Origin of the sequence: Oxalobacter aliiformigenes, assembly GCF_027116575.1 — a bacterium.
Taxonomy (GTDB): Bacteria; Pseudomonadota; Gammaproteobacteria; order Burkholderiales; family Burkholderiaceae_D; genus Oxalobacter; species Oxalobacter aliiformigenes.
In genome coordinates, this window is record NZ_CP098252.1 from 1,909,411 (window position 1) to 1,932,311 (window position 22,901).

Genomic DNA, 22,901 nt, shown 5'->3' on the forward strand with positions numbered 1-22,901 from the left:
GATAAACCGTACGGCAATCCTGAATCGGTCAGCGATTGACTTTGTTTTATCTTCACTGGATTTTTATGCTTCGACTGACTGAAATCAGACTCCCGCTTGACCATACCGAAAATGAACTGAAACAGGCTATTTTAGATCGTCTGGACATTCCGGAAAATGAACTGCTCGGTTTTACGGTTTACCGAAGAAATTACGATGCCCGGAAAAAAACGGCCATCGTGTTTTCCTATACCGTGGATGTCGAAACCGGAAACGAAAAAAATATCCTTGACCGGTTGGCCAATCATCCTCACATCCGGCCTGCCCCGGACATGACCTACCGTTTCGTGGCCCAGGCACCGAAAACGGCCTTTTCAAGACCCGTCATCGTCGGGTGTGGTCCCTGTGGACTGTTCGCCGCCCTGATCCTGGCCCAAAGCGGTTTCAGACCGATCGTGCTCGAACGCGGAAAAAACGTCAGGGAAAGAACACAGGACACATTCGGATTCTGGCGAAAACGACAACTGAATCCGGAATCCAACGTCCAGTTCGGCGAAGGAGGCGCAGGCACTTTTTCGGATGGCAAGCTGCATACACAAATCAGGGATCCCAAACATTACGGGAGAAAAGTACTGGCCGAATTCGTGAAAGCCGGAGCGCCGGAGGAAATTCTCTATATCGGCAAACCGCATATCGGGACATTCAAACTGGTCAGAATCATCGAACAGATGCGTGGTGAAATCATTTCACTTGGCGGAGAATTCCGCTTTCAGACCCGGATGGACGATTTGCTGATCGAAAACGGGCAAATCCGGGGAGTCATACTGGAAAACGGTGAAGCCATCCATGCCGACCATGTCGTGCTGGCACTCGGCCACAGTGCCCGCGATACGTTTGACATGTTGTACAGACGGGGAGTGCATATCGAAGCAAAACCTTTTTCGATAGGCTTTCGCATCGAACATCCCCAATCATTGATCGATGCCTGCCGGCTCGGTCCCTTCGCCGGCAATCCGCTTCTGGGAGCAGCGGATTACAAGCTTGTACACCATTGCAAGAATGGACGTTCCGTCTACAGCTTCTGTATGTGTCCCGGTGGCACGGTTGTCGCAGCGGCTTCCGAACCGGGAAGGCTGGTCACCAATGGAATGAGCCAGTACTCCAGAAACGAAAGGAATGCCAATGCCGCCATTGTCGTGGATATTACACCGGACGACTATCCGGGTTCCCCTTTGGCCGGAATCGCTCTCCAGCGCCAGCTCGAACAAAAAGCCTTCGAACTGGGCGGTTCGAACTACAATGCGCCCTGCCAGCTGGTCGGAGACTTTTTGAAAGGCAAACCGTCCACCCGCCTCGGAACGGTGGAACCCTCATACAAACCGGGAGTCACTCCTTGCGATCTGGGTGAGGCACTTCCCGGATACGCTATCGACGCCTTGCGGGAAGCCATCCCCGCCTTTGAACGGACTGTACCGGGCTTTGCCCTGTACGATGCGGTACTGACCGGAACGGAAACGCGTACATCCTCTCCCATCCGGATCGTCAGACATCATGAAAGCCTGCAAAGCGTCAACATCAGGGGACTTTACCCGGCGGGCGAAGGAGCGGGTTATGCCGGAGGAATCCTGTCCTCTGCCGTTGACGGCATTCAGGTCGCAGAAGCTATTGCAAAAGCCATTTGCGGATAAACGTCTTCCGACATGCCACATTCTCTTTCACTGTGAAAGGGACATCATCCTCTTCCGGCCCTTTATTCTGCCCATTCGTTACATAACGGCCGGACATGCAAAACCAACCGGAAAAAATACCGGCATAAATTGTCTTTTTTCCTGCCTGATGACAAAACGTTGTCAAAAAAATACTTCCGTTAATAAGTATTAACGGTCATCTGAACAGTATGCAGTTTTTTTTGCTAAAAGCGGTTCCCCATTATAAAACAGTGCGATGGACCGATTGTATTCTTGATCTATTTTATTTGAAAGTTGACACAATAAAAAACGCCGGGGGGGGTAAACCATTTATTATCAACAACTTATACATCATCAGATGTCCTCTAATACTTATAGCAAAACTTTAAAGCAGTATGCAACGACATCAATGCTTATTCTGGAAAACGCATGAATCACGTTGCCCCCATCGCAAAGAAAATTGTTTTACCGCCCTTCACGTCTCGTCCGACTGTGTATTCAACCAAAACCGTCAGAAAAAAACTAAATGATATTCCCTTCAGACTATCGACCCTGAGCCTTCTTGTCTCTCTCCTGTTCACCAGTCCCGTAACAGCCTACGCCGATGTGACAGTCACCTCTTCCGCAGAAGGAGGAACTGCCGTCCATGCACCCTCATACATCGACACTGTAGACAATCGACAAATCGGCGCTTTTTATTATCTCAATAACGAGTCAAGTGAAGACCGTACACTGACCCTGAATTTCTCCGGTGCGGGACTAGTTGACAATCCAAAGTGGGATGGTTTTGATAATAAAAACCGAATTTATGCTGCCGGCACATTCCGATCCCTCTCTTATTTCCCCGGGACATCAGTTAACGATCCAGAAAGAGAACAAGCCAAACAAGCAATGGCAAATAACATCTCGATCCAGGAAAACGGGGTAGGTGTCGTCGAAGGTATTGAAACACTCAATAAACAGCCATTTTATGTGACCTGGAACAATACAGATACTCCAGACAAAACGTTCTCGGCAGAAACGTCGGACTATACACTGATCGCCAATCTGGAAGAGGGCGCTTCTGCAACGGCCAAACTCCACGGTGGCCGAAACGACCTATTCGGTGACGGTGACGGATCTTCCAGCCATAATACTCTTATTGTGAATTTGGGAAAAAATGCCCTTCTGGCTTCCCAGATTATTTTTGGTGGACGTTCCGCACAAAAAGAAACTTACGCAAGTTACAAAGGTTTTGCAACAGACTACAATCGCGTCTATATCAATGGTTCTACCCTGCTGAAAAAAAATGCATTTGCCGATACCGATCCGGGACAAGCCGAACTCGTTTCTCGCGCAGGCATCTGGGGTGCGGAAGGATATCAAACCAATCACAATTACGTATCTGTCCGGGACGCAACGATTACCGGTCAAAGTGACTCAACTGCAAAATTCGGTATCATCGGCGGTAGAGGTTTCTATTCCTACCGCCTGAATACGGGACATGTGGACAACCCAAATCACATTCCGGAAAGTTCGATTTCCAATCACAATATCGTCGTTATCAAAAACAGCCATATTGGACTGGAGTCCACATATTCCGCCACATCCAGTAAAAGTTCTACCTCGAATGACACACAGTACACAGGCAAAAGATTCAGTATTTATGGTGGTTATTCGGCTGGAATCGCCGAAAACAATATCGTCGCCATCGAGAATTCCATCATTAACGGCAATGTGTTCGGTGGCTTCGAACTGCAAGACCAGCTGCAAGGCAATCCCGCAAAATTACGCGAGCTGAATCCCAATCTGGTCTCGCTTCACAACGTCACCCTCTCGCCTGGCAATGCCGTGTATGGTTCCGCTACTGCCGACACCGTCGAAAAAAACGTAACAGGTAACAGCAACTTCAAACCGGAAACAGAAGGTCAAATCTTTTTTGATGAAGAGAAGCTCTATGCTGTCAACCGCCGTCGAGGCATTGCCTACATAGCGGGACAAAACACCATCGGCAGTGCCTATGTCCGTTACATCCACTTCGGACAATATTATGCTCCTGACAAGCTGGAACCCGGTACATTGATTAATGTCTCACAATCTTATTATCCAAGCGAGGTACCGGCAGACAACCGACAGGATTCCTATACGGCATCTCTTCTGGACGGCGTTACTTATACCAACGATCCGGACTATACACATTATGACGATGAACAAATCCGGCTCGGCCAGCAGGTTGCCGGTTCCTTTTTGATTAACACCAGTGGCTTCCACTCCAGCCTGTCCAAAAAAACACCCCAACAAAGCACCTCGACAAATGGCAAACACAATTTCTGGGTCAGCGCCTACACCAATCTGGCCAGCCATGTCGATGGCGACGGTACTTCTCTGGATACGACAACCCGACTGTTCCGAAAAGACGATAAAAAGACCGTCAATCACTACTATGGTGAAAACGGCGACGAGCAGCTATCCCTGCTGGCCCATGATGACGGCATGGTGTTCAATACCCAGAAAATTGATGGAACAACAAATTCGCATACGGACGCTCTTATGCACCAGTTCCGTTACCACTATGACGGAAGAATCCTGTATCTTGGCATTAACAACGGACAAGACGCCGATGGCAAGAACACTCATGCCGTTATCATAGACTTCGATGATATCGAAAAGTATCGGCAAGAGAATAGGCAACAAACCAATGCCTTCGGCAACACCCAAATCGGCATTTCCGTCTACGGAGATCCAACCATATACGGCAAAAAATCCGTTAAAAACGGGAATCAGTCTACCAGTCTGCAAGATATGACCTTCGATATCGGTGGCTTTGAAATCAACCAGAGAAACCAGCAGATTGCCACCGCCACCTACGGTTTTTATAAATATATGCACTTCGACGGAACGGATCAGACAATCACATCAACGTATCTGGATGAAAACGACAAACCGCAAACAGAATCCATTTCCGGAAAAGTAACTGGTGAGGGCCAGGAAGGCGGTGTCGGGATCAAATACTGGCTGAAGTCCGTCGATGTGTTGCCTGACAAACAACTGGCACTGTATGGGGCAAAGGAAGATGATCTGAAACCAAACTCGGGTATCGAGGAAAGCGCCTACACCCTCTCGGCACGAGTCACCGGAGCTGGCGGCGTCTATATCCCTGAGAAAAACACCGTCATCATGGGAGACGAAAAAAGCATATACCGCAATCCGATCTATAACCCGGACTGGGAAAACTGGCGCAACACCTATACGGGAGAAACCACTGTGGACGGCAACGCTGTGGTACGGCAAGGCTCAGACCATGCTCTGGGCAACACCAGAAATCTGGACATGGCTGCCGGTTCAGCCTACCAGCTCAACGGCAAAACCCAGACCATCGGCGGTTTGCAGCAGGCAGACGGTTCCACCATCCAATTCGACGCACGGGCCGGCACGCCAGACGAATCCGGTCACCTGACCATTGACGGCAGCCAGTCACAGAATCCTGATGGCGTGGCTCTTGCTGTCGTGTCGGGAAACCTCGAAGGCAATCAGAACGCCGTTCTTGACACACGGCATACCGACCTGACCATCAACAGCGGAAATGCAAATTATGCAGGTGCCGTCAACCTGAAAGAATCCATTGCCCGGCTCGAAAACGCCAGAGCGCTTGAAAGCGCCTCTACCGCCGTCGGCACCGGCTCCCGCCTGTACCTGAACGGAGCGGAAGCCGGCAATCCGAACCCATACGGCAACACTAATACCCATCACCTGAACAACCTGACCAACGCCGGCACTGTCTATCTTTCCAGACAGAACGATGCTTCCGTCGATACCGTCAACACCGTGCGGATTGCGGGTGACTATCAGGGGAATAACGGCACACTGGTCTATCACACCCAGTTGAATGGCGACCATGATTCCCCGACCGATTTCATCCACATCAACGGCACCGCCGACGGAACCGGCAAAGTGGCTGTCAATGCCCTGCCCGGCAGCAACGGGGCCCGGACGGACAACGGGATTCACATCCTGCATGCCGAAAATGCAGAGCCGGACTTCACCCTGACCGAAGGCGGCCCGATTGTGGGGGGTGCCTACTATTACGGACTGGAAGGCCGCGATGAAGACGCCAAAGGCGGCAAGGAAAACTGGTATCTGGTCAATACCGGAGAAGTTCGTGCCGAAGCGGGCAGCTACGTAGACAATTCGCTGGCCTGGGCCGAAATGCACATGCGCCTGCATGACCGCATGGGACAAGCCTATTACCGCGATCCGTTTACCGCCGAAGTGAAGGAAACGGCGGCATGGGGCCGGATCGTCGGCAACCACACTCATTTCCAGATGGGCAACGGCGCCGGCAAAACCCATTCCGAAACCGAAATCATCCAGTTGGGCAGCGACCTCCTGCGCCAAAGTGTCGAAAACAGCGACTGGAAATACAATCTCGGCGTATTCGGCGGTTATCTGAACAACCGTTCCGAAACCCGTTCCAGATATACCGCCAAATCGAAAGTGGACGGATATACCCTGGGGGTTTACGGCACGCTCTACACCGGCAACTCCCCGGATGACGGATTTTATCTGGACAGCTGGCTGATGTGGGGTAACTACGACAATGAAGTGTATGGTTCCTTGCCCAAATTCAGCTATGACGCCGATGGCTGGGTCGCTTCTCTGGAAGCGGGCAAGACGCTGCCGATTGGCGAAACCGGAGAAAAAGGCATCAATCATACCGTCTGGACACTCCAGCCACAGGCGCAGGTGATCTGGGACGGCATGAAAGCCGACCGGGCAGAAGACAGCAGCCATACAGTCTATCGCCAGCTTGGTGCAGACAATGTCATACTTCGTCTGGGCTCGAGACTGCATGCCAACTTTGAAAACAAGGGACTCGGTTTTCTCGAACTGAACTGGATTCACAACACGAAAAAACGCGGCGTCTGGATGAATGGCGATTCCGTTTATCAGGATGGCTCGCGAGACAGTGGCGAAGTCCGGATCGGTGCAGAAGGGTATCTGGAAAAAAATACGCTGGGCTGGGTCACGCTGGGTGTCCGGGCCGGCAACCATGGATATCATGAAGAATCCGCCCAGCTCGGGATCAAATATCTGTTCTAGTTCACCGGAAGGGCCGGCTGCGCCGGTTCTTTCCTGCTATCGGACCAGTGCGGTTTGCCCGTGCTGGTGTTTTCAATAGTGAATAAATGACACCTATGAAAAACACGGTTCTAAAAATGGCGCTTCTGGCGGCTCTGGCAAATGGTATGGCCGGCTGTGCCTACGACTCGAAAGCATATCCGCGCGAATCCTGGTTCGCGACGGATACAGTGACTGTTTCCGGAAAGGATTTCATCAAAACGGAAAATCCTGTTCCGGTTTCTCTGGCCGTAACATACCGCTGGGAAGGGCAGCCTGTCGATGACGTTCGGCAGGACTGGCACGAACGCTACGGCCTGTGGCTGGCGGCAAAGCGTTATCTGGAAGAAACCGGTCTGGTGAAGGTTGTGGAGGAAGTAACTGCAAACGGGACAAGGATAAGGTCAGCAAAGTTCAGCGCACAAGGCCAGCCTGAAGATCCCCCACCGGCGGCTCTTTTGACAATTGCGGTTGATCGGTCGCTTTCGGAACGGACAAAACAGGCGCTGGCGCGCAAAAAGGAACGGAGAGCGGATGAAAAAATCGTTTACGTCTATGATATGGCATTGGCAATGGATCTGGCATGGAAAAACGGCAAGCGTTTCGACGCACGTTCGGTAACGGACACCATGTATATCGGTCATGAGAATTCGGAGGAAAGAAAGAGCGGTGTCGCTGCCGAACGATTCGATTTCTCGTTTTTCAACAATATGGATTTCCATACAGAGTTTACCCGCCGCTTTTATCGCCAGATGCTCTTGGAGGGGCTTGTCTCTCTGGTGAAACAGGGAGCATTCCCGGCTTCTGAATAATTCCGGTCGCTCCGGTATGATTCATATTCTGTCATCGCCTGATGGCCGAGTGGGACTGTCCGGATAACCGGAATATTCTTTACGTCGCCATTCCGTTTTTCCATATGGATGGAACAACGGACGGGTTCCGTTTTTTCGTCTGTTTCTGGTTCAGAGTGTAACAATCGCTTGTTTCCATTATGACCGAACCTTTCCGTTATGCCGGAGAATATATGAAACAACCCGGTGCCCGTTATGTCCACTGTCTTTATTGCGACGATATCCGTCAGGAGATCGGGGGCAAGGTGACTTTTGTCGGAACTTGCAGCCATGTGCCGGTGAGTTCCGGAACGGATCGTCTTTCCGTACCGAAATTGTGTATTGCCACGACTTTCGGGACACCGAAATCCGATCCTGTCAAAAGTTTGCAGATAAAAATCGGACTCAACGGACGGGGCATTCACGCACTGGAACGTATCGATGTGGCGGAAACGCCGAAGGATGCGCCGGACGGTCTGCTCTACGGCACCATGATTACTCTGGCTCCTTTTTCCACCCGTGAAGAAGGTACCCTGAATGCTATCGCCGTGACCGACCGGGAGAAAATCACCGGCAATCCCCTGAAAATTGTCTTTTCCAAACCTCAACGGACGGCCAGTCCCCAAAACAAGAACCTATGATTGTCGTTCGCTCTTCCGTTTCCCGATGCCCGCTCTACCCGTTTGTACCGGAGATAAACTGGCAAGTCACAAACCGTTTTCCATTCGAGTCATCCTCGCAAACCGACTACAAGGAAAAAACGGAAGGGTAAATCCGAAGGTACTGCCTGCGACAGACGAGACCATTCTCGTCTTTCCTTTTCTCCGGAATGCCGAAAGCGGAAATACCTGAACAAAAGACCAGACAGGCAGAAAGAATACGGGAATCCTCACATGTCGCATGTTTTTTCTTTTCTCCCGGACCAAACTCAGACCCGTATACGTCCCTCAATTTTTCCCGGATATTTTTCCTGTTTATCTGGTGGATTTTCCGGTTGTTTATCCTGGCATATGCCATCTGGATACCCGACTGGCCCGTATGGGCCACTACCCGCACGTTTTCTGAGAATATTGCACGATGCAAAGCGTGGACTGGTACCGAAACATACCGGACAACCGTACCTCCGCCCAGATTCTGGCTGGCACAGACCGCTCTCCTCGAAACGGTTTTACCATATTCATCCAGCAGGATTTTTCCAATGGCTCTTGTCGCCACATATCCTGTCTATCGGGCCATATCGTCCCGGAAAGCCTGAAGTATTTTTTCCTTTTCGGAATCGAACTGCCGTTTTTCGGCCGGACTGGCTATCCGTCTGGCACCATTGAACCGGTTTTTCCAGTAACTCAGTTCCATGTTGTCGATCCGGACAGTCTTGCCGGAAGAAGGGGCATGAATGAACTTGTTGTCTCCAAGATAAATTCCGACATGGGAATAATTCCGGCGCATGGTATTGTAAAAAACCAGATCGCCCGGCTGAAGTTCATCCTTGCTGACTTCCTGACCGACCTTGCTCAATTCCAGAGAAGTTCTCGGCAATGTGGTTCCCCATGCTTCCTTGAAAACATAACGGACAAGACCGCTGCAGTCGATGCCGGTCTCCGGGGAATTCCCGCCATACTTGTAATGCGCACCGATCAATGTCATGGCCGTCATGGCCAGCTCGGTCGCCTTGTGGGTGAAATGGTGAATCTGCTCCATCGCCGGAGCGGAAGTATCATTCAACGCTCTTTTGACACGCTGAGCCAGCGCTTGGTCTGTCAATCCGAACAATAACACTGCCGTTGTAACAGCAGCACATAATCTCCGCAAAAAAGAGTGCCGTTCCAGCGCCATTGCAAAAACCCGTTGATGACTGACCCACTGGAACTTTAAGCGAATATAGCCTTGATGTCAAAGCATAATGCCGTAAAATCCATGAAAAAGCACGATTTTTCAGCTAATTTGAATCAAGATCAACTTTCTTGCCAAAAATGTACTTCATTTGAAGTTTTCATTGACGGCACCATTTTTGAAATGAATTCATCAACTGTTATCGCTGTCACTCTCTTCCATACCCAATTCATGGATTTTCCGGGCAATTGTATTTCTTCCGATTCCCAGCAAAACGGCGGCTTCGTTCTTCCTTCCCTTTGTCCTCATCAAGGCCGCCCTGATCAGAACCCGCTCGAACCGGGCGCCCAGAACATCCATCAAATCGCTCTCTCCCCGTTCCAGCATGACGGCAACGACCTGCTCCAGATATTTTTCCCATGAATTCTCCGGATCTCCACTTTCCACCACAACAAAAGATTCATGGATTTCACCACCATGCGGTGTATCGTATGACAAAGAACTTTTCCCGCGCGGCAATACCGTTTCATGGCTGGCATCATTTTCCTCGAACAATTCGGATGGCATATCCTTGACATCGATAGTCTGCCCGGCAACCATCACCGTAAACCAGTAACAGATATTCTCAAGTTGTCTGACATTACCGGTCAGTTTGCATCGGGCCAGAAAACCGGCTGCCTCATCCGACAGTTTTTTGGGTTCCACACCAAGCTGCAATGCACTCTGTTTCAGAAAATGACGCGCCAGAACAGGAATGTCTTCGGGACGCTCGCGCAAACTGGGCAGTTTCAGCCGAATGACATTCAGACGATGAAACAGGTCTTCCCTGAAAGCGCCTTCCTTCACCAGCTTTTCCAGATTCTGATGAGTCGCCGCAATCACCCTGACATTGGCCTTTACCGACTGGTTCCCGCCAACGCGGTAAAAATGGCCATCCGACAATACCCTGAGCAATCGCGTCTGCATATCCAGCGGCATATCTCCGATTTCATCCAGAAACAACGTACCGCCCTCCGCCTGCTCGAATCGTCCTCTCCTCATGACTTGGGCACCGGTAAAAGCCCCTTTTTCATGCCCGAACAATTCCGATTCCATCAAATCTTTCGGAATCGCCGCCATGTTCAACGCGACAAATGGCCGAGATGCCCGTGGACTGTGGCGGTGAAGCGCTCTGGCAACCAGTTCCTTTCCCGTACCGGACTCTCCGGTAACCAGCACCGTCGCATTCGAATGAGACAATTTGCCGATGGCGCGGAACACGTCCTGCATCGCCGGCGCCTGTCCGATTATCTCGGGCATGCGATCTGCGGACTTGTCCATTTCCGTCCTCGTCTCGCTTTCTTTCATGGCCCGTTTGACCAGATCGACCGCCTTGGCCAGATCGAAAGGTTTGGACAAATATTCGAAAGCCCCTCCGGAAAACGCCGACACCGCCGAATCCAGATCGGAATAGGCCGTCATGATAATGATCGGTATATCAGGAAAACGGTTCTTGACGTCTTCGAGCAAATGCAACCCGGAACGCCCCGGCATACGGATATCGGACACCAGCACCTGCGGCTGCTCCTCATCCAGTGCCGAAAGCACCTCATCCGGATTGGAGAAACTCCTCAACGGGATATTTTCCCGTGCCAGCGCCTTTTCCAGCACCCACCGAATCGATTCATCATCATCCACTATCCAGACTGGTTTCATGTTTAATCCAATCATCAATCAACAAACACATCACGCTCTGGCGATCGGCAATCTGATCAGAAACTCGGTATGACCCGGACGGCTGTCACATTCGATAATTCCGCCATGCTGCTGGACAAGAGTTTGCGACAATGTCAAACCAAGACCGCTTCCGCCTTCCGTACCCGAGACAAGCGGAAAAAAAATCTTTTCGATCATTTCCTGGGGAATACCCGGGCCGTTATCGATAATATGCAAATTCAATGCCAGTCTGTAACGGACTCTCGCCAACGTGACCTGCCGTGAAACCCTTGTTTTGAAAACCAGTTCGGCATCTCCGTGACGGATTCTTCCCGACAGGGCATGGACAGCATTTTGCGCGATATTCAGGACAGCCTGTATCAACTGTTCCTTGTCCCCGGTAATTTCAGGAAGTGAAAGATCATAATCCCGTTTGACAACCAGCCCTTCCGGATATTCGGCAAGAACGACACTCCGCACCCGCTCGCAAACTTCATGAATATTGATATCGTGGACAATATGCGGTCTCCGGTGGGGAACCAGCAGCCTGTCAACCAGTTTCTGAAGCCGTTCCGATTCCCGGATAATCACCTGGGTATACTCCCTCAGGTCTTTCATGTTCCTGTCAGGCAGCTCCATTTCGAGCAACTGGGCAGCCCCTTTTATTCCACCGAGCGGATTCTTGATTTCATGAGCCAGATTGCGAACCAGTTCCTTGTTTGCCTGATTCTGATCCACCAGACGGTTTTCGCGATCCTGCCTTAACTGCTGGACGTTTTCACGCAACTCGATCAGCACAGAAGCACCGGGAAAATCAATGGCCTTGACAGTACAGTAGACGTGAAGCGACTGCCGGCCGATACGGTCAAGTACAAGCTCCTGTCTTTTCTCGACCGGTTCATGCATACCGACCTGCCGGCAGATTTCCTCCAGAACCCCGGCATTCAGAAATAACTGTCCGAATTTTTGCGGAATCAGCACCTTGGAAGAATACTCCAGCAAATCTTCGGCAGCCGGATTGACATACATGATCCGCCCCTGCCCATCCAATATCATGACAGCGGAAGCCAACAAATCCAGTCCAGCCAGTCTCTCCATTATCCTGTTCCCTTCCTGTTGCCCCTCCTTATAAAAAAAGGCGAAAATATTGCCATTTTCGCCTTCTCCATCCACTGAACGTATTACAGGGAATAATACATATCGAATTCAACAGGATGCGGTGCCATGCGGAAACGCTGGACTTCCTGCATTTTCAGCTCGATATAGGCATCGATCATGACATTGCTGAAAACACCGCCTCTTGTCAGGAATTCACGATCCTTGTCCAGCGCTTCCAGCGCCTGATCCAGCGAAGAACAGACTGTCGGGATCAGAGCGTCTTCTTCCGGAGGCAGGTGATACAGATCCTTGGAAGCCGGTTCTCCCGGATGAATCCGGTTCTGGATACCGTCGAGCCCGGCCATCAGCAATGCAGCGAAACAAAGATACGGATTGGCCAGTGGATCCGGGAAACGCGTTTCGACACGACGTCCTTTCGGATTCGAAACATGAGGAATACGGATGGAAGCAGAACGGTTGCGAGCGGAATAGGCCAATTTGACCGGTGCTTCAAAACCCGGAACCAGACGCTTGTATGAATTGGTACCCGGATTGGTGATGGCATTCAATGCCCGTGCATGTTTGATAATACCACCGATGTAATACAGGGCAAATTCAGACAATCCGGCATAACCGTCGCCGGCAAACAGGTTTTTGCCATCTTTCCAGATAGACTGGTGAACATGCATCCCCGACCCGTTATCCCCAACAATCGGTTTGGGCATGAATGTTGCCGTTTTGCCGTAGGTATGAGCCACATTCCATACGATATATTTCAGATTCTGCGTCCAGTCCGCACGCTGTACCAGTGTGGAAAAACGGGTACCGATTTCATTCTGGCCAGCGCCGGCCACTTCATGATGGTGAACCTCGACCGGAATGCCCATCTGCTCCAGCAACAGACACATTTCGGACCGCATGTCCTGGAAACTGTCTACCGGCGGCACCGGGAAATAACCGCCCTTTACGGCAGGACGATGACCGGTATTGCCACCTTCCATCTTGAGTCCCGTCGACCAGGAACCTTCTTCGGAATCGATCTTGAAAAAACAGCCGGACATATTGTTTTCCCAGCGAACACCGTCAAAGATGAAAAATTCCGGTTCCGGTCCGAAAAAAGCCATATCGCCAATGCCTGAAGACTTCAGATGTGCCTCAGCCCGCTTGGCAATCGAACGCGGATCCCGGTCGTATCCCTTGCCATCCGACGGTTCGACGACATCACACTGCATGAAAATGGTTGCATCTTCCATAAAAGGATCCAGATTGGCGGTGGAAGGATCCGGAAACAACAACATGTCCGAAGCTTCGATACCTTTCCATCCGGCAACGGAAGAACCGTCGAATGCGTGCCCCTCCTCAAACTTGTCGATATCGAAACTTGAAGCGGGAACACTGACGTGTTGTTCCTTTCCCCGGGTATCGGTGAAACGAAGATCGACAAATTTGGCTTCGTTTTCCTTGATCATTTTCAAGACATCTTCCGCAGTCCTAGACATACTGTTCTCCTTAGTAAATTCTTCCCTTTTGGCTTTCTATCAGTGCCGTTTTACAAACCTGATTCCAGAAAAGCATTTTCCGTGCCAGATTTTATTTCTGTACCAAAGACCTTCCTGCCCCCGAAAGCACGAATGAATCCCATGAACGGAATGAGCGCGCACCATAAAAGTGCATTATAACGCCCGTTTTTGCACCATAATGAAGCATTGCAACATTATGAACGATATCGATCAATCCGAGTGATATTGTGCACCGATTTCGTCCAGCCCATCCAGCAGCATTCTGAACGAATCGTCAAGACTGTCCGGATGCCCCTTGACCCCCATTTCCACATAATTGCTCAGTCTGGTATTGCCCATATGGGGCAGACTGAATACCCTGACAGTCGGGAAACAGGCTTCTATTTTCTCCAGCAACGGCGTCATCTTCGCCTCGACGGCTCCATAAACCACGACCGATTTTTCTCCATATTCAACCTGATGGAAAAGCGTGCCATGATATGTATCGAGCGCCCAGGCGATCATCGCTTTCGCCATCTGGGGAAATCCCGGTACGAAATAATGCGTGCCATAGGAAAAACCGGGAATTTTATTGACCGGATTGGGAATGATTTTCGAACCGGCCGGATACTCCCCCATCTTGAGACGTCTGACATTGTCAGGAGAATCATAATCGATCCGGTTCCTGTCGGTCGCGGTATCCGCTATCCGTTCGCGGATTTTCGATTCCGCTTCAGGATGAAGTTCAAGCGGTTTGCCCAGAGCAATGGACGCACACTGTCTCGTATGGTCATCCGGTGTGGAACCGATACCGCCGCAACAGAAAACAATATCGGAACTGGCGAACGTTTCCCTGAGAACCGAAACGATCCTTTCCGGTTCATCCCCCAGATAACGCGCCCAGTCAAGACCAAGCCCCCGTTCCCTGAGAATCTGGACAACGTTGGGAAAATGCTGGTCGCTTCTTTTGCCAGACATGATTTCATCACCGATAATGATAAGCCCGATAGCCATGATCCATTCATCCCTGATTCGAGGAAACACACAAAAAAACCGATCCCGCATTCTGACATAAATCACACCGGATGACAGCATCCTCCCGATATGCCATGCAACCCATACCGGTAGTCTCCCGTTCTTTTTCTCCGAAAAAAAGAAGTTCTTTTCTTGCCCGCCACCATTTCTTCCCGTCCGTTCGGACGATGGCATTTCCGCCTTACCGGCCGGAAATCGGAACGACATGCACCCGGACCTTCAGGCAACTGATCGCACCGATCGAATTACCCTCGTACATCACTCCCTGCGGGATTTTTTTCGTGACCGGCAAATCCGGCATCAGGATGTAACATACGACATCGTCCGAGGCATCATACATCTTGTAGATCCCTGCGTTCGGCACACCCGCGTCGAATTTTCCCATGAATTGCATCCGCGGGCCTCCCGACTGGGACGGCACTGTTTGGGCCGAAGATGCTTTTTTTCGTCTTTTTTTGTGCCTGCGCCGGTAAAACCGCCATCATCCCGATCAACAGGACGACCAGTATGTTTTTCCAGTTTTTCACATCATTCCTTTCTTTTTCGTTTTCTTCACGCAAAACGGGCCGGCAGTTTTGCTGCCAGCCCGTTTTGACCATTTTCGCCTTGTCGGCTTTTTCCCTCTTTTACCAGGAGTACGAAACACCTCCGCCAAAGGCGGCATGTCCGTTTTCTGACGATCCGACTGCGGCTTTGACGACGAGTCCGTCGAAGATGCGGCCACTCGCTCCTATTGACAGGGCCTGATAGCCGTTGTAGCTACCGATACCGGCACCAACCGAGAAGGTTTTGCCAGGCTCGACTTGCGGGATGTTGGCCATCGCTGTTACGGAAGCGATACCACGGGATGCCAGTCTTTCTACGTCTTGCAACTGGCCGTAGTTGACGGCGTCGTATTTGCTGGTACCGTTAGCAACACCGGTAACTTTGATTGGACCACCAGTGCTATTGGAGAACCGTGCTCCGCTGGAACTCATACTCAAGGTGTTTCCACCACCAGTCAGGTTGGCGCTAGAAGCATCTGCCCACATACCATTTCTATATCCACCAGCTTGCTGTGCTGTCATGACGCTAGCACTGTTGTCCGCCAGGGTAACGGTCGAAGCAGTACCTGTTGATGTTCCACCGCTCAGGGTAGTGGTATCAGCTGTTGCGCCGTTGATATCCAACCCGGTTCCTGTGCTTGCGGTCAAGGCAGCTTTGGTTCCGGACAGAACCATCGTGGCGTTGCCTGTCTGTCCTGCCACTCCTCCGTTCATGACGACACCATTGGTCGTACCGATAGCATTGACGATGACGCCTTCTGCCGCTCCTGTGTTGTTGATGGTGATGTCGTTGTAGTTGCTGCCACTACCCGCCCTGATAGTGTTGCTTTCTGCCGCTGACATTTCATTGGTCGTTTCCGAGGAAATGACGTTTTTGCCCGTTCCCGTTGCACTGATGGTGTTGGTTCCACCGTCCCCGACTGTCAAGGTGTTGTTACCGTTTTCCGTAACAAGGCTTGCACTGCCCGAGGCTATGGTAACCGCACTGGTGTTGTTGGCACTGCCGATGTTGGTGGCGCCATCTCCTGCCGCGGTGTTGATGTCAACTTGGCTTCCGGTTATTCCAACTGTTCCTGTCGTGTTACCAATGCTGGTATTAGCATCCCCGGTTGTGTTGATATTGGTCGTTCCCGTTATCGTATTGGTCGATCCCGCCGCCGCTGTCATGGTATTCCCATTCGCGTCATTGGTGATCGAATTCGTATTACCACCTGTTGTCGTTGTCATGGCATTGCCATTCGCCGCACTGTTTGTGATGGTGCTATCTCCGCTTGCCATCTTATTCTGACCATCATTTGCTGTCAGGACATTATCTCCGGTCGTGGCGGTGATATTGTTGCCTGTTCCACCAATGATGTCATTGGTCTGGCTGGCTTTGATGGTATTTGCTCCATCCGTCGCTTCCATGGTGTTGTTTTTGGCTTTAATGGTGTTGCTGGTTGACGAACCATCTGCCTTGCCAATCTGATTGACATCACCATTCAAGGTCGTATTGCCGGTGACGGTTAGGGTACCATCCAGTTGGGTATCTCCCGTGACTTCCATATCACCCGTTACCTTGGTTCCGTCATCTTTATTTATGACAAGGCTGTTTCCGCCAGACCTCAGGGTGACATCTCCCGCATCGGCATCTGCACTGCCAATCGTGGTAGCAGCATTTCCCGTTGCATTGATATCGGTATTTCCCGTTATCGTATTGGTTGATCCCGCTGCCGCTGTGATAGTGTTTCCGTTTTCACCATTGGTGATGGTATTTCCGGTTGTCCCGCTAGTCATGCTGTTGGTCTTACCGGTTATGGTTGTTCCATTCGCATCTGTCTCTATGGTGGAACTTCCGACTTCCGTTTTGACACTTGTCGTTCCAGTAATGGTAACGGTGTCACCATTGACTTCAGTTGTTCCAGTTGCATTGCCAATAGTCGCGCTGGCTCCTGCATTAGAAGCAATTTCGGTATCACCCTGCAAGTCAGAGGCACCTTTAACTGTCAGATTATCATTCAGAGTAGTATTGCCATTGACGGTAACATTGCTTCCGTTAATGGTTGTCTCGCTGGATGTCGATCCGACTGTGGTCGAATTCGTACCGGCCAAACTGACATCGGCCCCACCGATGTTGGTGTTTCCTGTACTTGCCGTGTTGATGTTGACGGTTGTATTGCCTGCCGTTCCCACACTACCGATATCCGCATCGCCTTCAGCCGTCAGTTTGCCTTCTACCGTAGCACCTCCGGTTACGGACAGATCTCCACCAACTGATGCATTGCCGGTGACATCCAGTGTTCCTCCTACTGTCGCATTGTTGGTGACACCCAGACTGTCTCCCGATAAGGCACCAGATGCCGTGATGTCGGTTCCACTGATCGTTCCATTCGAGGTCAGACTGCCCACTGTCGTCGCTCCGGCTTCCAGTTCTCCCAATGTCGTCTTGCCGGTGACATCCAGTGTTCCTCCTACTGTCGCGTTGTTGGTGACACCCAGACTGTCTCCCGATAAGGCACCAGATGCCGTGATGTCGGTTCCACTGATCGTTCCATTCGAGGTCAGACTGCCCACTGTCGTCGCTCCGGCTTCCAGTTCTCCCAATGTCGTCTTGCCGGTGACACCCAGTGTTCCTCCTACTGTCGCGTTGTTGGTGACATCCAGACTGTCTCCCGATAAGGCACCAGATGCCGTGATGTCGGTTCCACTGATCGTTCCATTCGAGGTCAGACTGCCCACTGTCGTCGCTCCGGCTTCCAGTTCTCCCAATGTCGTCTTGCCGGTGACATCCAGTGTTCCTCCTACTGTCGCGTTGTTGGTGACATCCAGACTGTCCGCTGTCGTCGCTCCGGTCGTTCCGACGGTAAATTTACCTCCGGCTGCTGAAACCGAACCGTCAGCCCCCAAAGTGGTCTTGGCAGTACTAAGATCAGACTGCCCACTACTATCGGGCGCATCTTTTCCTATTGAAATCGAACCATCATTATTCAGACTTGTCGTATTCCCCACATTGTGAATATCTTTCGCTGCAATCGATCCTTCTTTCACCAAAAGATTACCTTTTGATATCTCAGCATCCTTATCCGACACAACCAGTCCGGCATCACGAACAACAAAATCACTATCACTACCAGAACTTTCTATCATTGCTGTTTGTGCATAAGCCACGCCCCCCACGGACAAAGCAGCCCCCACAACCGTTGCCGCAACGAGTTTCGTTCCCGATTTCACTGCCGTTTTCGCCAGTTCACTGGCCACCACCAGCATCCCTTTTCTTTTATTGAATACAACCTTGTATATTCTGTTCACATTACTCTCCCTGTTGGTACGACTCTTACGAGCTTTTTTCAGCTTTCCGCTATCTTGTGTCTGCTAATAATCAGAAAAGGACGACCAAAACGCAGTTAATTCATTGAATGAAAAAACCTTTTCTGATTTATTTATGACGCTTTTGACGGATTTCTCCGTGAAAAAAGGGAAATAGGAAAATGTGGTTATTGCATTGAATTGCAAAGGAATGTTATCTTCTTGATGAAGATACTTTTAGTGTCTTTTTGATTATTAGCAGACCCGTCAATGATTATTAACCGTTGTCATATTTTTGTTACAACCTGTTGGGGATGTCTTTTTAGACTGCCGGGAAAACGCTTTTTCATTATCTGTTTTGTGATTGTTTTCTTTCTGGATCATACGGCCAGGATTCCTGGCCGGATTTTGCGGTTTTTGTGGGAAAAATACCGGTTCCGGTTTCTTCTTTCCGACAACTCCGGATAAAATGGAGAAAATCTTCCGCGCAGGACAGGCCATTCCATGAATGGAAACGGATGAATGGTTTATGCAGGAGCCCCTTCCGACTCCACCGGGCCGGACAAGGCAAAAAAGGGATGTCCGGAAAACATTTTTTACAGGATGGTGTTTTCCGCAAATGAAAAGGTTTTCCTGCCCGCCACAATAATATGATCCAGAACCCGGATATCCACCAATCCCAACGCCTGCTTGAGTGAACGTGTCAGTGTTTTATCCGCATTGCTGGGTTCCACCGTCCCGGAAGGGTGATTGTGTGCCAAAATGACACTGGCAGCGTTATTCTCCAAAGCAGCTTTGACGACTTCTCTCGGATAAACACTGGTATGCGACAGGGTTCCCCTGAACATTTCATTGCATTCGATCAGCTTGTTTTTGACATCCAGAAACAGCACGACGAAAGACTCATGTGTCTGGCGGCTGAAATAAAGCTGGAGATAGTTCGTCACTTTTTCGGATGAAGACAGTGTCACTCCACTTTGCAAATCTTCTGCCAGCAGTCGTCTTGCAAGCTCTAAAATGGCCTGTAACTGGGCATATTTCGCCGGACCGATTCCATTCAATCCGGCAAAGTCTTTCAGTTTCGCGGAAAAAAGACGTGAGAGGGAACCGAAATGCATCATGATTTCACGTCCCAGATCGACCGCACTTTTTCCGCTTGTTCCTGTTCTCAGGAAAATGGCCAGCAGTTCTGCATCCGACAGTTGACCGGGCCCTCCCTTGATCAAACGTTCACGAGGTCTTTCATGTGACGGCCAGTCAGTAATCGCCATAAACGGAACTTTCGGTCTTATCTGATAATATAGGGACTGTTGCCGGTTTCGTCCGGACCGGCAAAGGTGAGAATTTTATTTCAAAAAATCCGGCTTGACAAAATATCGTATTTACAATCTCTGCCTTTCGGCTCCATGATTCCATGAAAGTTATTCTGGCCCAACCCCGAGGATTCTGCGCCGGTGTCAAACGTGCGATCGAGACCGTCGAGCGTGCTCTGTCTCTTTTCGGCAAACCGGTATATGTCCGTCACGAAATCGTCCACAACACTTACGTCGTCAACCGCCTGAAAGAAAAAGGCGCTGTTTTCATCGAAGAACTGGATGACGTCCCTGCCGGCAGCGTTCTGATCTTTTCCGCGCATGGGGTTTCGCAGGCGATACGGCGCGAAGCGGAAAAACGCCGTTTCAGACTTTTCGACGCGACTTGCCCTCTGGTGACGAAAGTCCATGCCGAAGTGGCCAAAAGACGGAAAGACGGCCATGAAATCGTCGTGATCGGGCACAAGGGGCATCCTGAGGTGGAAGGGACGCTCGGACAGGCGGATTCAGGCATGTATCTGATAAACGACCTGAACGATATCGCGACACTACAGGTCGAAAATCCGGAAAAGCTGGCCTATGTCTCCCAGACCACGCTATCTGTCGATGATACCGCCGAAATCATTCATTCCCTGAAAACCCGGTTCCCTTTCATTGTCGAGCCGAAAAAAGCGGACATCTGTTATGCCACAACCAACCGGCAGGAAGCGGTCAAGTTGCTGGCCAAAAAAGCCAGCCTGATCATTGTCGTCGGCAGCCCGAACAGCTCCAATTCCAACCGGTTAAGGGAAATGGCCGAGAAAAACGGGGCAACGGCCCATATGGTGGACAATGCATCGCAAATCAGCATGGACTGGCTTGCCGGTCACGAATATATCGGCGTCACGGCGGGAGCTTCCGCTCCGGAAATTCTCGTGACGGAAGTCGTCGATCTGCTCAGACGGGCTAAAGCGGAATCGGTGACGGAAATGCACGGCATGGAAGAATCGCTGGTTTTTCCCTTGCCCAAGGGACTCAAATAGACAAGAGACTTTCAGAATAATTGTCCATCAGGATGGAAACCCCTGTGAAAGCGGCGAATGTGTCTTTTATGACAAAAACGGGGATTTTCGAAACATACTCTGAAAAACGGCCTTTTTCTTCAAACCTTTTCCTGAAACCGGATGTGAAAAACCGTTCTTTCAAATGCGGAACGATACCGCCTCCGATGAATATTCCTCCTCTTGCACCCAGCGTCAGGGCAAGATTGCCGGCGGCCGTTCCCAGCATCTGGCAGAACACTTCAACCACCCGGTCGCACAAACGGTCCGCTCCCGTCAGGGCTCTTCCTGTAATTTCGGAAGCTTTCAATGGCGCCACATGCATTCCTTCCATTTCAGCCAGCAAAACATACAGCCATTCCAGTCCCATTCCTGAAATCAGCCGTTCTGCGGAAACATGGTCGTAACGCTTTTTCGTTTGCCTCAATATTTCCATTTCCAGATCGTTTGCAGGAGAAAACGATACATGCCCCCCTTCTGTTTCCAGAGGCACCCAGTATTCTCCCGAAGGAACCAGTCCGGAGACGCCCAGTCCTGTTCCGGCACCGATCAGTCCAATGGCTTTTCCCGGGACACGTGTCCCGCCTCCACACTGGATCAGACTGTCTGCCGGCAAAAACGGAAGCGACATGGCAAGCGCGGTGAAATCGTTGACGAGCAGAAAAACGTCCAGTCCGAATGCTTTCCTGACTCCGTCAACCGAAAACGCCCAGTCCGAATTGGTCATTTTCACTCTGTCGCCATCAAGCGGATTGGCAATGGCGACGGCGGCCGTCCTGACGGATGGCGAACCGGCCGTAACGGATGCCGGCTGCTTCAGATAAAACCGCAACGCTTCGCCGAAATTTGAAAAGTTTTTGACCGGCAATCTGGCCATCGCCGCAAAACGGCCCGGCGCCGTTTCTATGGCAAAACGCGCGTTCGTCCCGCCTACATCGCCGACCAGACAGGGAAACAGACGCGTCACCGTCCTTCTGGCGGCACGTTTTTCTTTTTCGCTGGACACACAAGTCGTCATTTCCGAATGTCTCCACCATTATCGAACAGGAGAAAAATTATTCCTGTTGTCTGCCGACTTTACCCGAAATGGCATTTTTCTGGCAAATGCGCGGCAACGAGATTTTTTCGGCTTACTGCAGTATGTTAAAATCTGTTATCGATTTAGCTAACATTTCATGGAAAGAATACGATGTCCGGACATAGTAAATGGGCCAATATTAAACACAAGAAAGCGGCAACCGATGCCAAACGTGGAAAAATTTGGACGAGACTGATCAAGGAAATTACTGTTGCAGCCCGTATGGGTGGAGGGGATATCAACAGCAATCCCCGCCTTCGGCTGGCTGCTGACAAGGCCGCTGCAGCCAATATGCCGAAAGAAAACGTCCAAAGGGCAATCGCCCGAGGAACAGGGACACTCGATGGTGTCAATTATGAGGAAGTCCGTTACGAGGGTTATGGCATCAACGGTGCGGCCATTATCGTCGATTGTCTGACGGATAACCGTGTCAGGACCGTATCCGAAGTACGTCACGCCTTTTCCAAATTCGGCGGCAACATGGGAACGGAAGGATCGGTCGCCTTCCAGTTCAAGCATTGCGGCCAACTGTTTTTCGCACCCGGTACTGATGAAGACGCTTTGATGGAAGTCGCTCTTGAAGCCGGTGCCGAAGACATCATCAGCGATGAGGAAGGTGGTCTGGAGGTTATTTGCGCACCGGCTGATTTCGCACAGGTCAAGGACGCTCTTGAAAAAGCCGGTTTCAAACCGGAAATGGCAGAAATCGTCATGCGTCCCAATTCCGAAACGGAATTTACCGGAGCAGAAGCCGAAAAAATGCAGAAACTTCTGGATGCGCTGGAGAATCTGGATGATGTCCAGGAAGTCTATACCAATGCCGTTATTGAAGAGGAATGATCATGTTCCGCCTTTTTCTGACGTGTTTGATTAATTTTTGATGGCATTC

16 protein-coding genes are annotated in these 22,901 nt (G+C 50.7%); 6 read left to right on the forward strand and 10 right to left on the reverse strand.

Annotated features, from left to right (window positions below; genetic code table 11):
* Nucleotides 1–65: 65 nt before the first annotated feature.
* From NB647_RS08805 to NB647_RS08820, 4 genes are all read left to right on the forward strand, one after another.
* Nucleotides 66–1,667 carry an NAD(P)/FAD-dependent oxidoreductase gene (locus NB647_RS08805; protein ID WP_269283078.1) on the forward strand — a complete coding sequence of 534 codons (1,602 nt, stop codon included), beginning with the start codon at nucleotides 66–68 and terminating at the stop codon, nucleotides 1,665–1,667.
* Nucleotides 1,668–2,558: 891 nt separating this feature from the next.
* On the forward strand, nucleotides 2,559–6,746 hold the full coding sequence (locus NB647_RS08810) for an autotransporter family protein (RefSeq protein WP_269283079.1): 4,188 nt from the start codon (nucleotides 2,559–2,561) through the stop codon (nucleotides 6,744–6,746).
* A gap of 86 nt (nucleotides 6,747–6,832) precedes the next feature.
* Nucleotides 6,833–7,576, forward strand: coding sequence for a hypothetical protein (locus NB647_RS08815; RefSeq protein ID WP_269283081.1), 744 nt, complete (start codon nucleotides 6,833–6,835; stop codon nucleotides 7,574–7,576).
* Nucleotides 7,577–7,755: 179 nt separating this feature from the next.
* Nucleotides 7,756–8,235 carry a hypothetical protein gene (locus NB647_RS08820; protein WP_269283083.1) on the forward strand — a complete coding sequence of 160 codons (480 nt, stop codon included), beginning with the start codon at nucleotides 7,756–7,758 and terminating at the stop codon, nucleotides 8,233–8,235.
* A 106-nt stretch (nucleotides 8,236–8,341) separates the two neighbouring features.
* On the opposite strand, the gene NB647_RS08825 is transcribed toward NB647_RS08820, so the two are convergent.
* The 9 genes from NB647_RS08825 to radC form a co-directional block, all read right to left on the reverse strand.
* Complete coding sequence (locus NB647_RS08825) at nucleotides 8,342–8,809, reverse strand: hypothetical protein (RefSeq protein WP_269283085.1); 468 nt, start codon at nucleotides 8,807–8,809, stop codon at nucleotides 8,342–8,344.
* Nucleotides 8,810–8,818: 9 nt separating this feature from the next.
* Nucleotides 8,819–9,427, reverse strand: coding sequence for a C40 family peptidase (locus NB647_RS08830; protein WP_269283086.1), 609 nt, complete (start codon nucleotides 9,425–9,427; stop codon nucleotides 8,819–8,821).
* Nucleotides 9,428–9,616: 189 nt separating this feature from the next.
* A complete protein-coding gene (gene ntrC / locus NB647_RS08835; protein WP_269283089.1) occupies nucleotides 9,617–11,119 on the reverse strand; it encodes a nitrogen regulation protein NR(I) in 1,503 nt (500 codons plus the stop codon).
* 30 nt (nucleotides 11,120–11,149) lie between these two features.
* Nucleotides 11,150–12,217, reverse strand: coding sequence for a nitrogen regulation protein NR(II) (glnL, locus tag NB647_RS08840; RefSeq protein ID WP_269283091.1), 1,068 nt, complete (start codon nucleotides 12,215–12,217; stop codon nucleotides 11,150–11,152).
* Nucleotides 12,218–12,300: 83 nt separating this feature from the next.
* Nucleotides 12,301–13,716: a type I glutamate--ammonia ligase gene (gene glnA, locus NB647_RS08845; protein WP_269283092.1), complete on the reverse strand. Its 1,416-nt coding sequence runs from the start codon at nucleotides 13,714–13,716 to the stop codon at nucleotides 12,301–12,303.
* A gap of 231 nt (nucleotides 13,717–13,947) precedes the next feature.
* Nucleotides 13,948–14,730, reverse strand: coding sequence for a competence/damage-inducible protein A (locus tag NB647_RS08850; RefSeq protein ID WP_269283094.1), 783 nt, complete (start codon nucleotides 14,728–14,730; stop codon nucleotides 13,948–13,950).
* A gap of 202 nt (nucleotides 14,731–14,932) precedes the next feature.
* Nucleotides 14,933–15,136 (reverse strand): hypothetical protein, encoded by a 204-nt coding sequence (locus tag NB647_RS08855; protein WP_269283097.1) that lies wholly within the window; start codon nucleotides 15,134–15,136, stop codon nucleotides 14,933–14,935.
* A gap of 241 nt (nucleotides 15,137–15,377) precedes the next feature.
* Nucleotides 15,378–18,584, reverse strand: a complete 3,207-nt coding sequence (locus NB647_RS08860; protein ID WP_269283099.1) for an ESPR-type extended signal peptide-containing protein — start codon at nucleotides 18,582–18,584, stop codon at nucleotides 15,378–15,380.
* Nucleotides 18,585–19,177: 593 nt separating this feature from the next.
* Nucleotides 19,178–19,852, reverse strand: coding sequence for a RadC family protein (radC, locus tag NB647_RS08865; RefSeq protein WP_269283101.1), 675 nt, complete (start codon nucleotides 19,850–19,852; stop codon nucleotides 19,178–19,180).
* Nucleotides 19,853–19,995: 143 nt separating this feature from the next.
* Between radC and ispH the strand changes: the two genes are divergently transcribed.
* On the forward strand, nucleotides 19,996–20,916 hold the full coding sequence (gene ispH / locus NB647_RS08870; RefSeq protein WP_269283103.1) for a 4-hydroxy-3-methylbut-2-enyl diphosphate reductase: 921 nt from the start codon (nucleotides 19,996–19,998) through the stop codon (nucleotides 20,914–20,916).
* Here the strand turns inward: ispH and NB647_RS08875 are convergent.
* The gene (locus NB647_RS08875; protein ID WP_269283105.1) at nucleotides 20,909–21,952 is read right to left on the reverse strand and encodes a glucokinase; all 1,044 of its coding nucleotides are present in this window, start codon (nucleotides 21,950–21,952) and stop codon (nucleotides 20,909–20,911) included. The genes ispH and NB647_RS08875 overlap by 8 nt on opposite strands.
* 171 nt (nucleotides 21,953–22,123) lie before the next feature.
* Between NB647_RS08875 and NB647_RS08880 the strand changes: the two genes are divergently transcribed.
* Nucleotides 22,124–22,852, forward strand: coding sequence for a YebC/PmpR family DNA-binding transcriptional regulator (locus NB647_RS08880; protein ID WP_269277584.1), 729 nt, complete (start codon nucleotides 22,124–22,126; stop codon nucleotides 22,850–22,852).
* The last annotated feature ends 49 nt before the right edge of the window (nucleotides 22,853–22,901 follow it).

Excerpts from the sequence above, each read along its gene's own strand:
- ntrC (WP_269283089.1), bottom strand. The coding sequence starts at position 11,119 with ATGAAACCAGTCTGGATAGTGGATGATGATGAATCGATTCGGTGGGTG.
- NB647_RS08815 (WP_269283081.1), top strand. The coding sequence starts at position 6,833 with ATGACACCTATGAAAAACACGGTTCTAAAAATGGCGCTTCTGGCGGCT.
- NB647_RS08880 (WP_269277584.1), top strand. The coding sequence starts at position 22,124 with ATGTCCGGACATAGTAAATGGGCCAATATTAAACACAAGAAAGCGGCA.
- NB647_RS08850 (WP_269283094.1), bottom strand. The coding sequence starts at position 14,730 with ATGGCTATCGGGCTTATCATTATCGGTGATGAAATCATGTCTGGCAAA.
- NB647_RS08855 (WP_269283097.1), bottom strand. The coding sequence starts at position 15,136 with ATGGGAAAATTCGACGCGGGTGTGCCGAACGCAGGGATCTACAAGATG.
- glnL (WP_269283091.1), bottom strand. The coding sequence starts at position 12,217 with ATGGAGAGACTGGCTGGACTGGATTTGTTGGCTTCCGCTGTCATGATA.
- NB647_RS08830 (WP_269283086.1), bottom strand. The coding sequence starts at position 9,427 with ATGGCGCTGGAACGGCACTCTTTTTTGCGGAGATTATGTGCTGCTGTT.
- NB647_RS08820 (WP_269283083.1), top strand. The coding sequence starts at position 7,756 with ATGACCGAACCTTTCCGTTATGCCGGAGAATATATGAAACAACCCGGT.
- NB647_RS08810 (WP_269283079.1), top strand. The coding sequence starts at position 2,559 with ATGGCAAATAACATCTCGATCCAGGAAAACGGGGTAGGTGTCGTCGAA.
- NB647_RS08875 (WP_269283105.1), bottom strand. The coding sequence starts at position 21,952 with ATGACGACTTGTGTGTCCAGCGAAAAAGAAAAACGTGCCGCCAGAAGG.
- radC (WP_269283101.1), bottom strand. The coding sequence starts at position 19,852 with ATGGCGATTACTGACTGGCCGTCACATGAAAGACCTCGTGAACGTTTG.
- glnA (WP_269283092.1), bottom strand. The coding sequence starts at position 13,716 with ATGTCTAGGACTGCGGAAGATGTCTTGAAAATGATCAAGGAAAACGAA.
- NB647_RS08805 (WP_269283078.1), top strand. The coding sequence starts at position 66 with ATGCTTCGACTGACTGAAATCAGACTCCCGCTTGACCATACCGAAAAT.
- ispH (WP_269283103.1), top strand. The coding sequence starts at position 19,996 with ATGAAAGTTATTCTGGCCCAACCCCGAGGATTCTGCGCCGGTGTCAAA.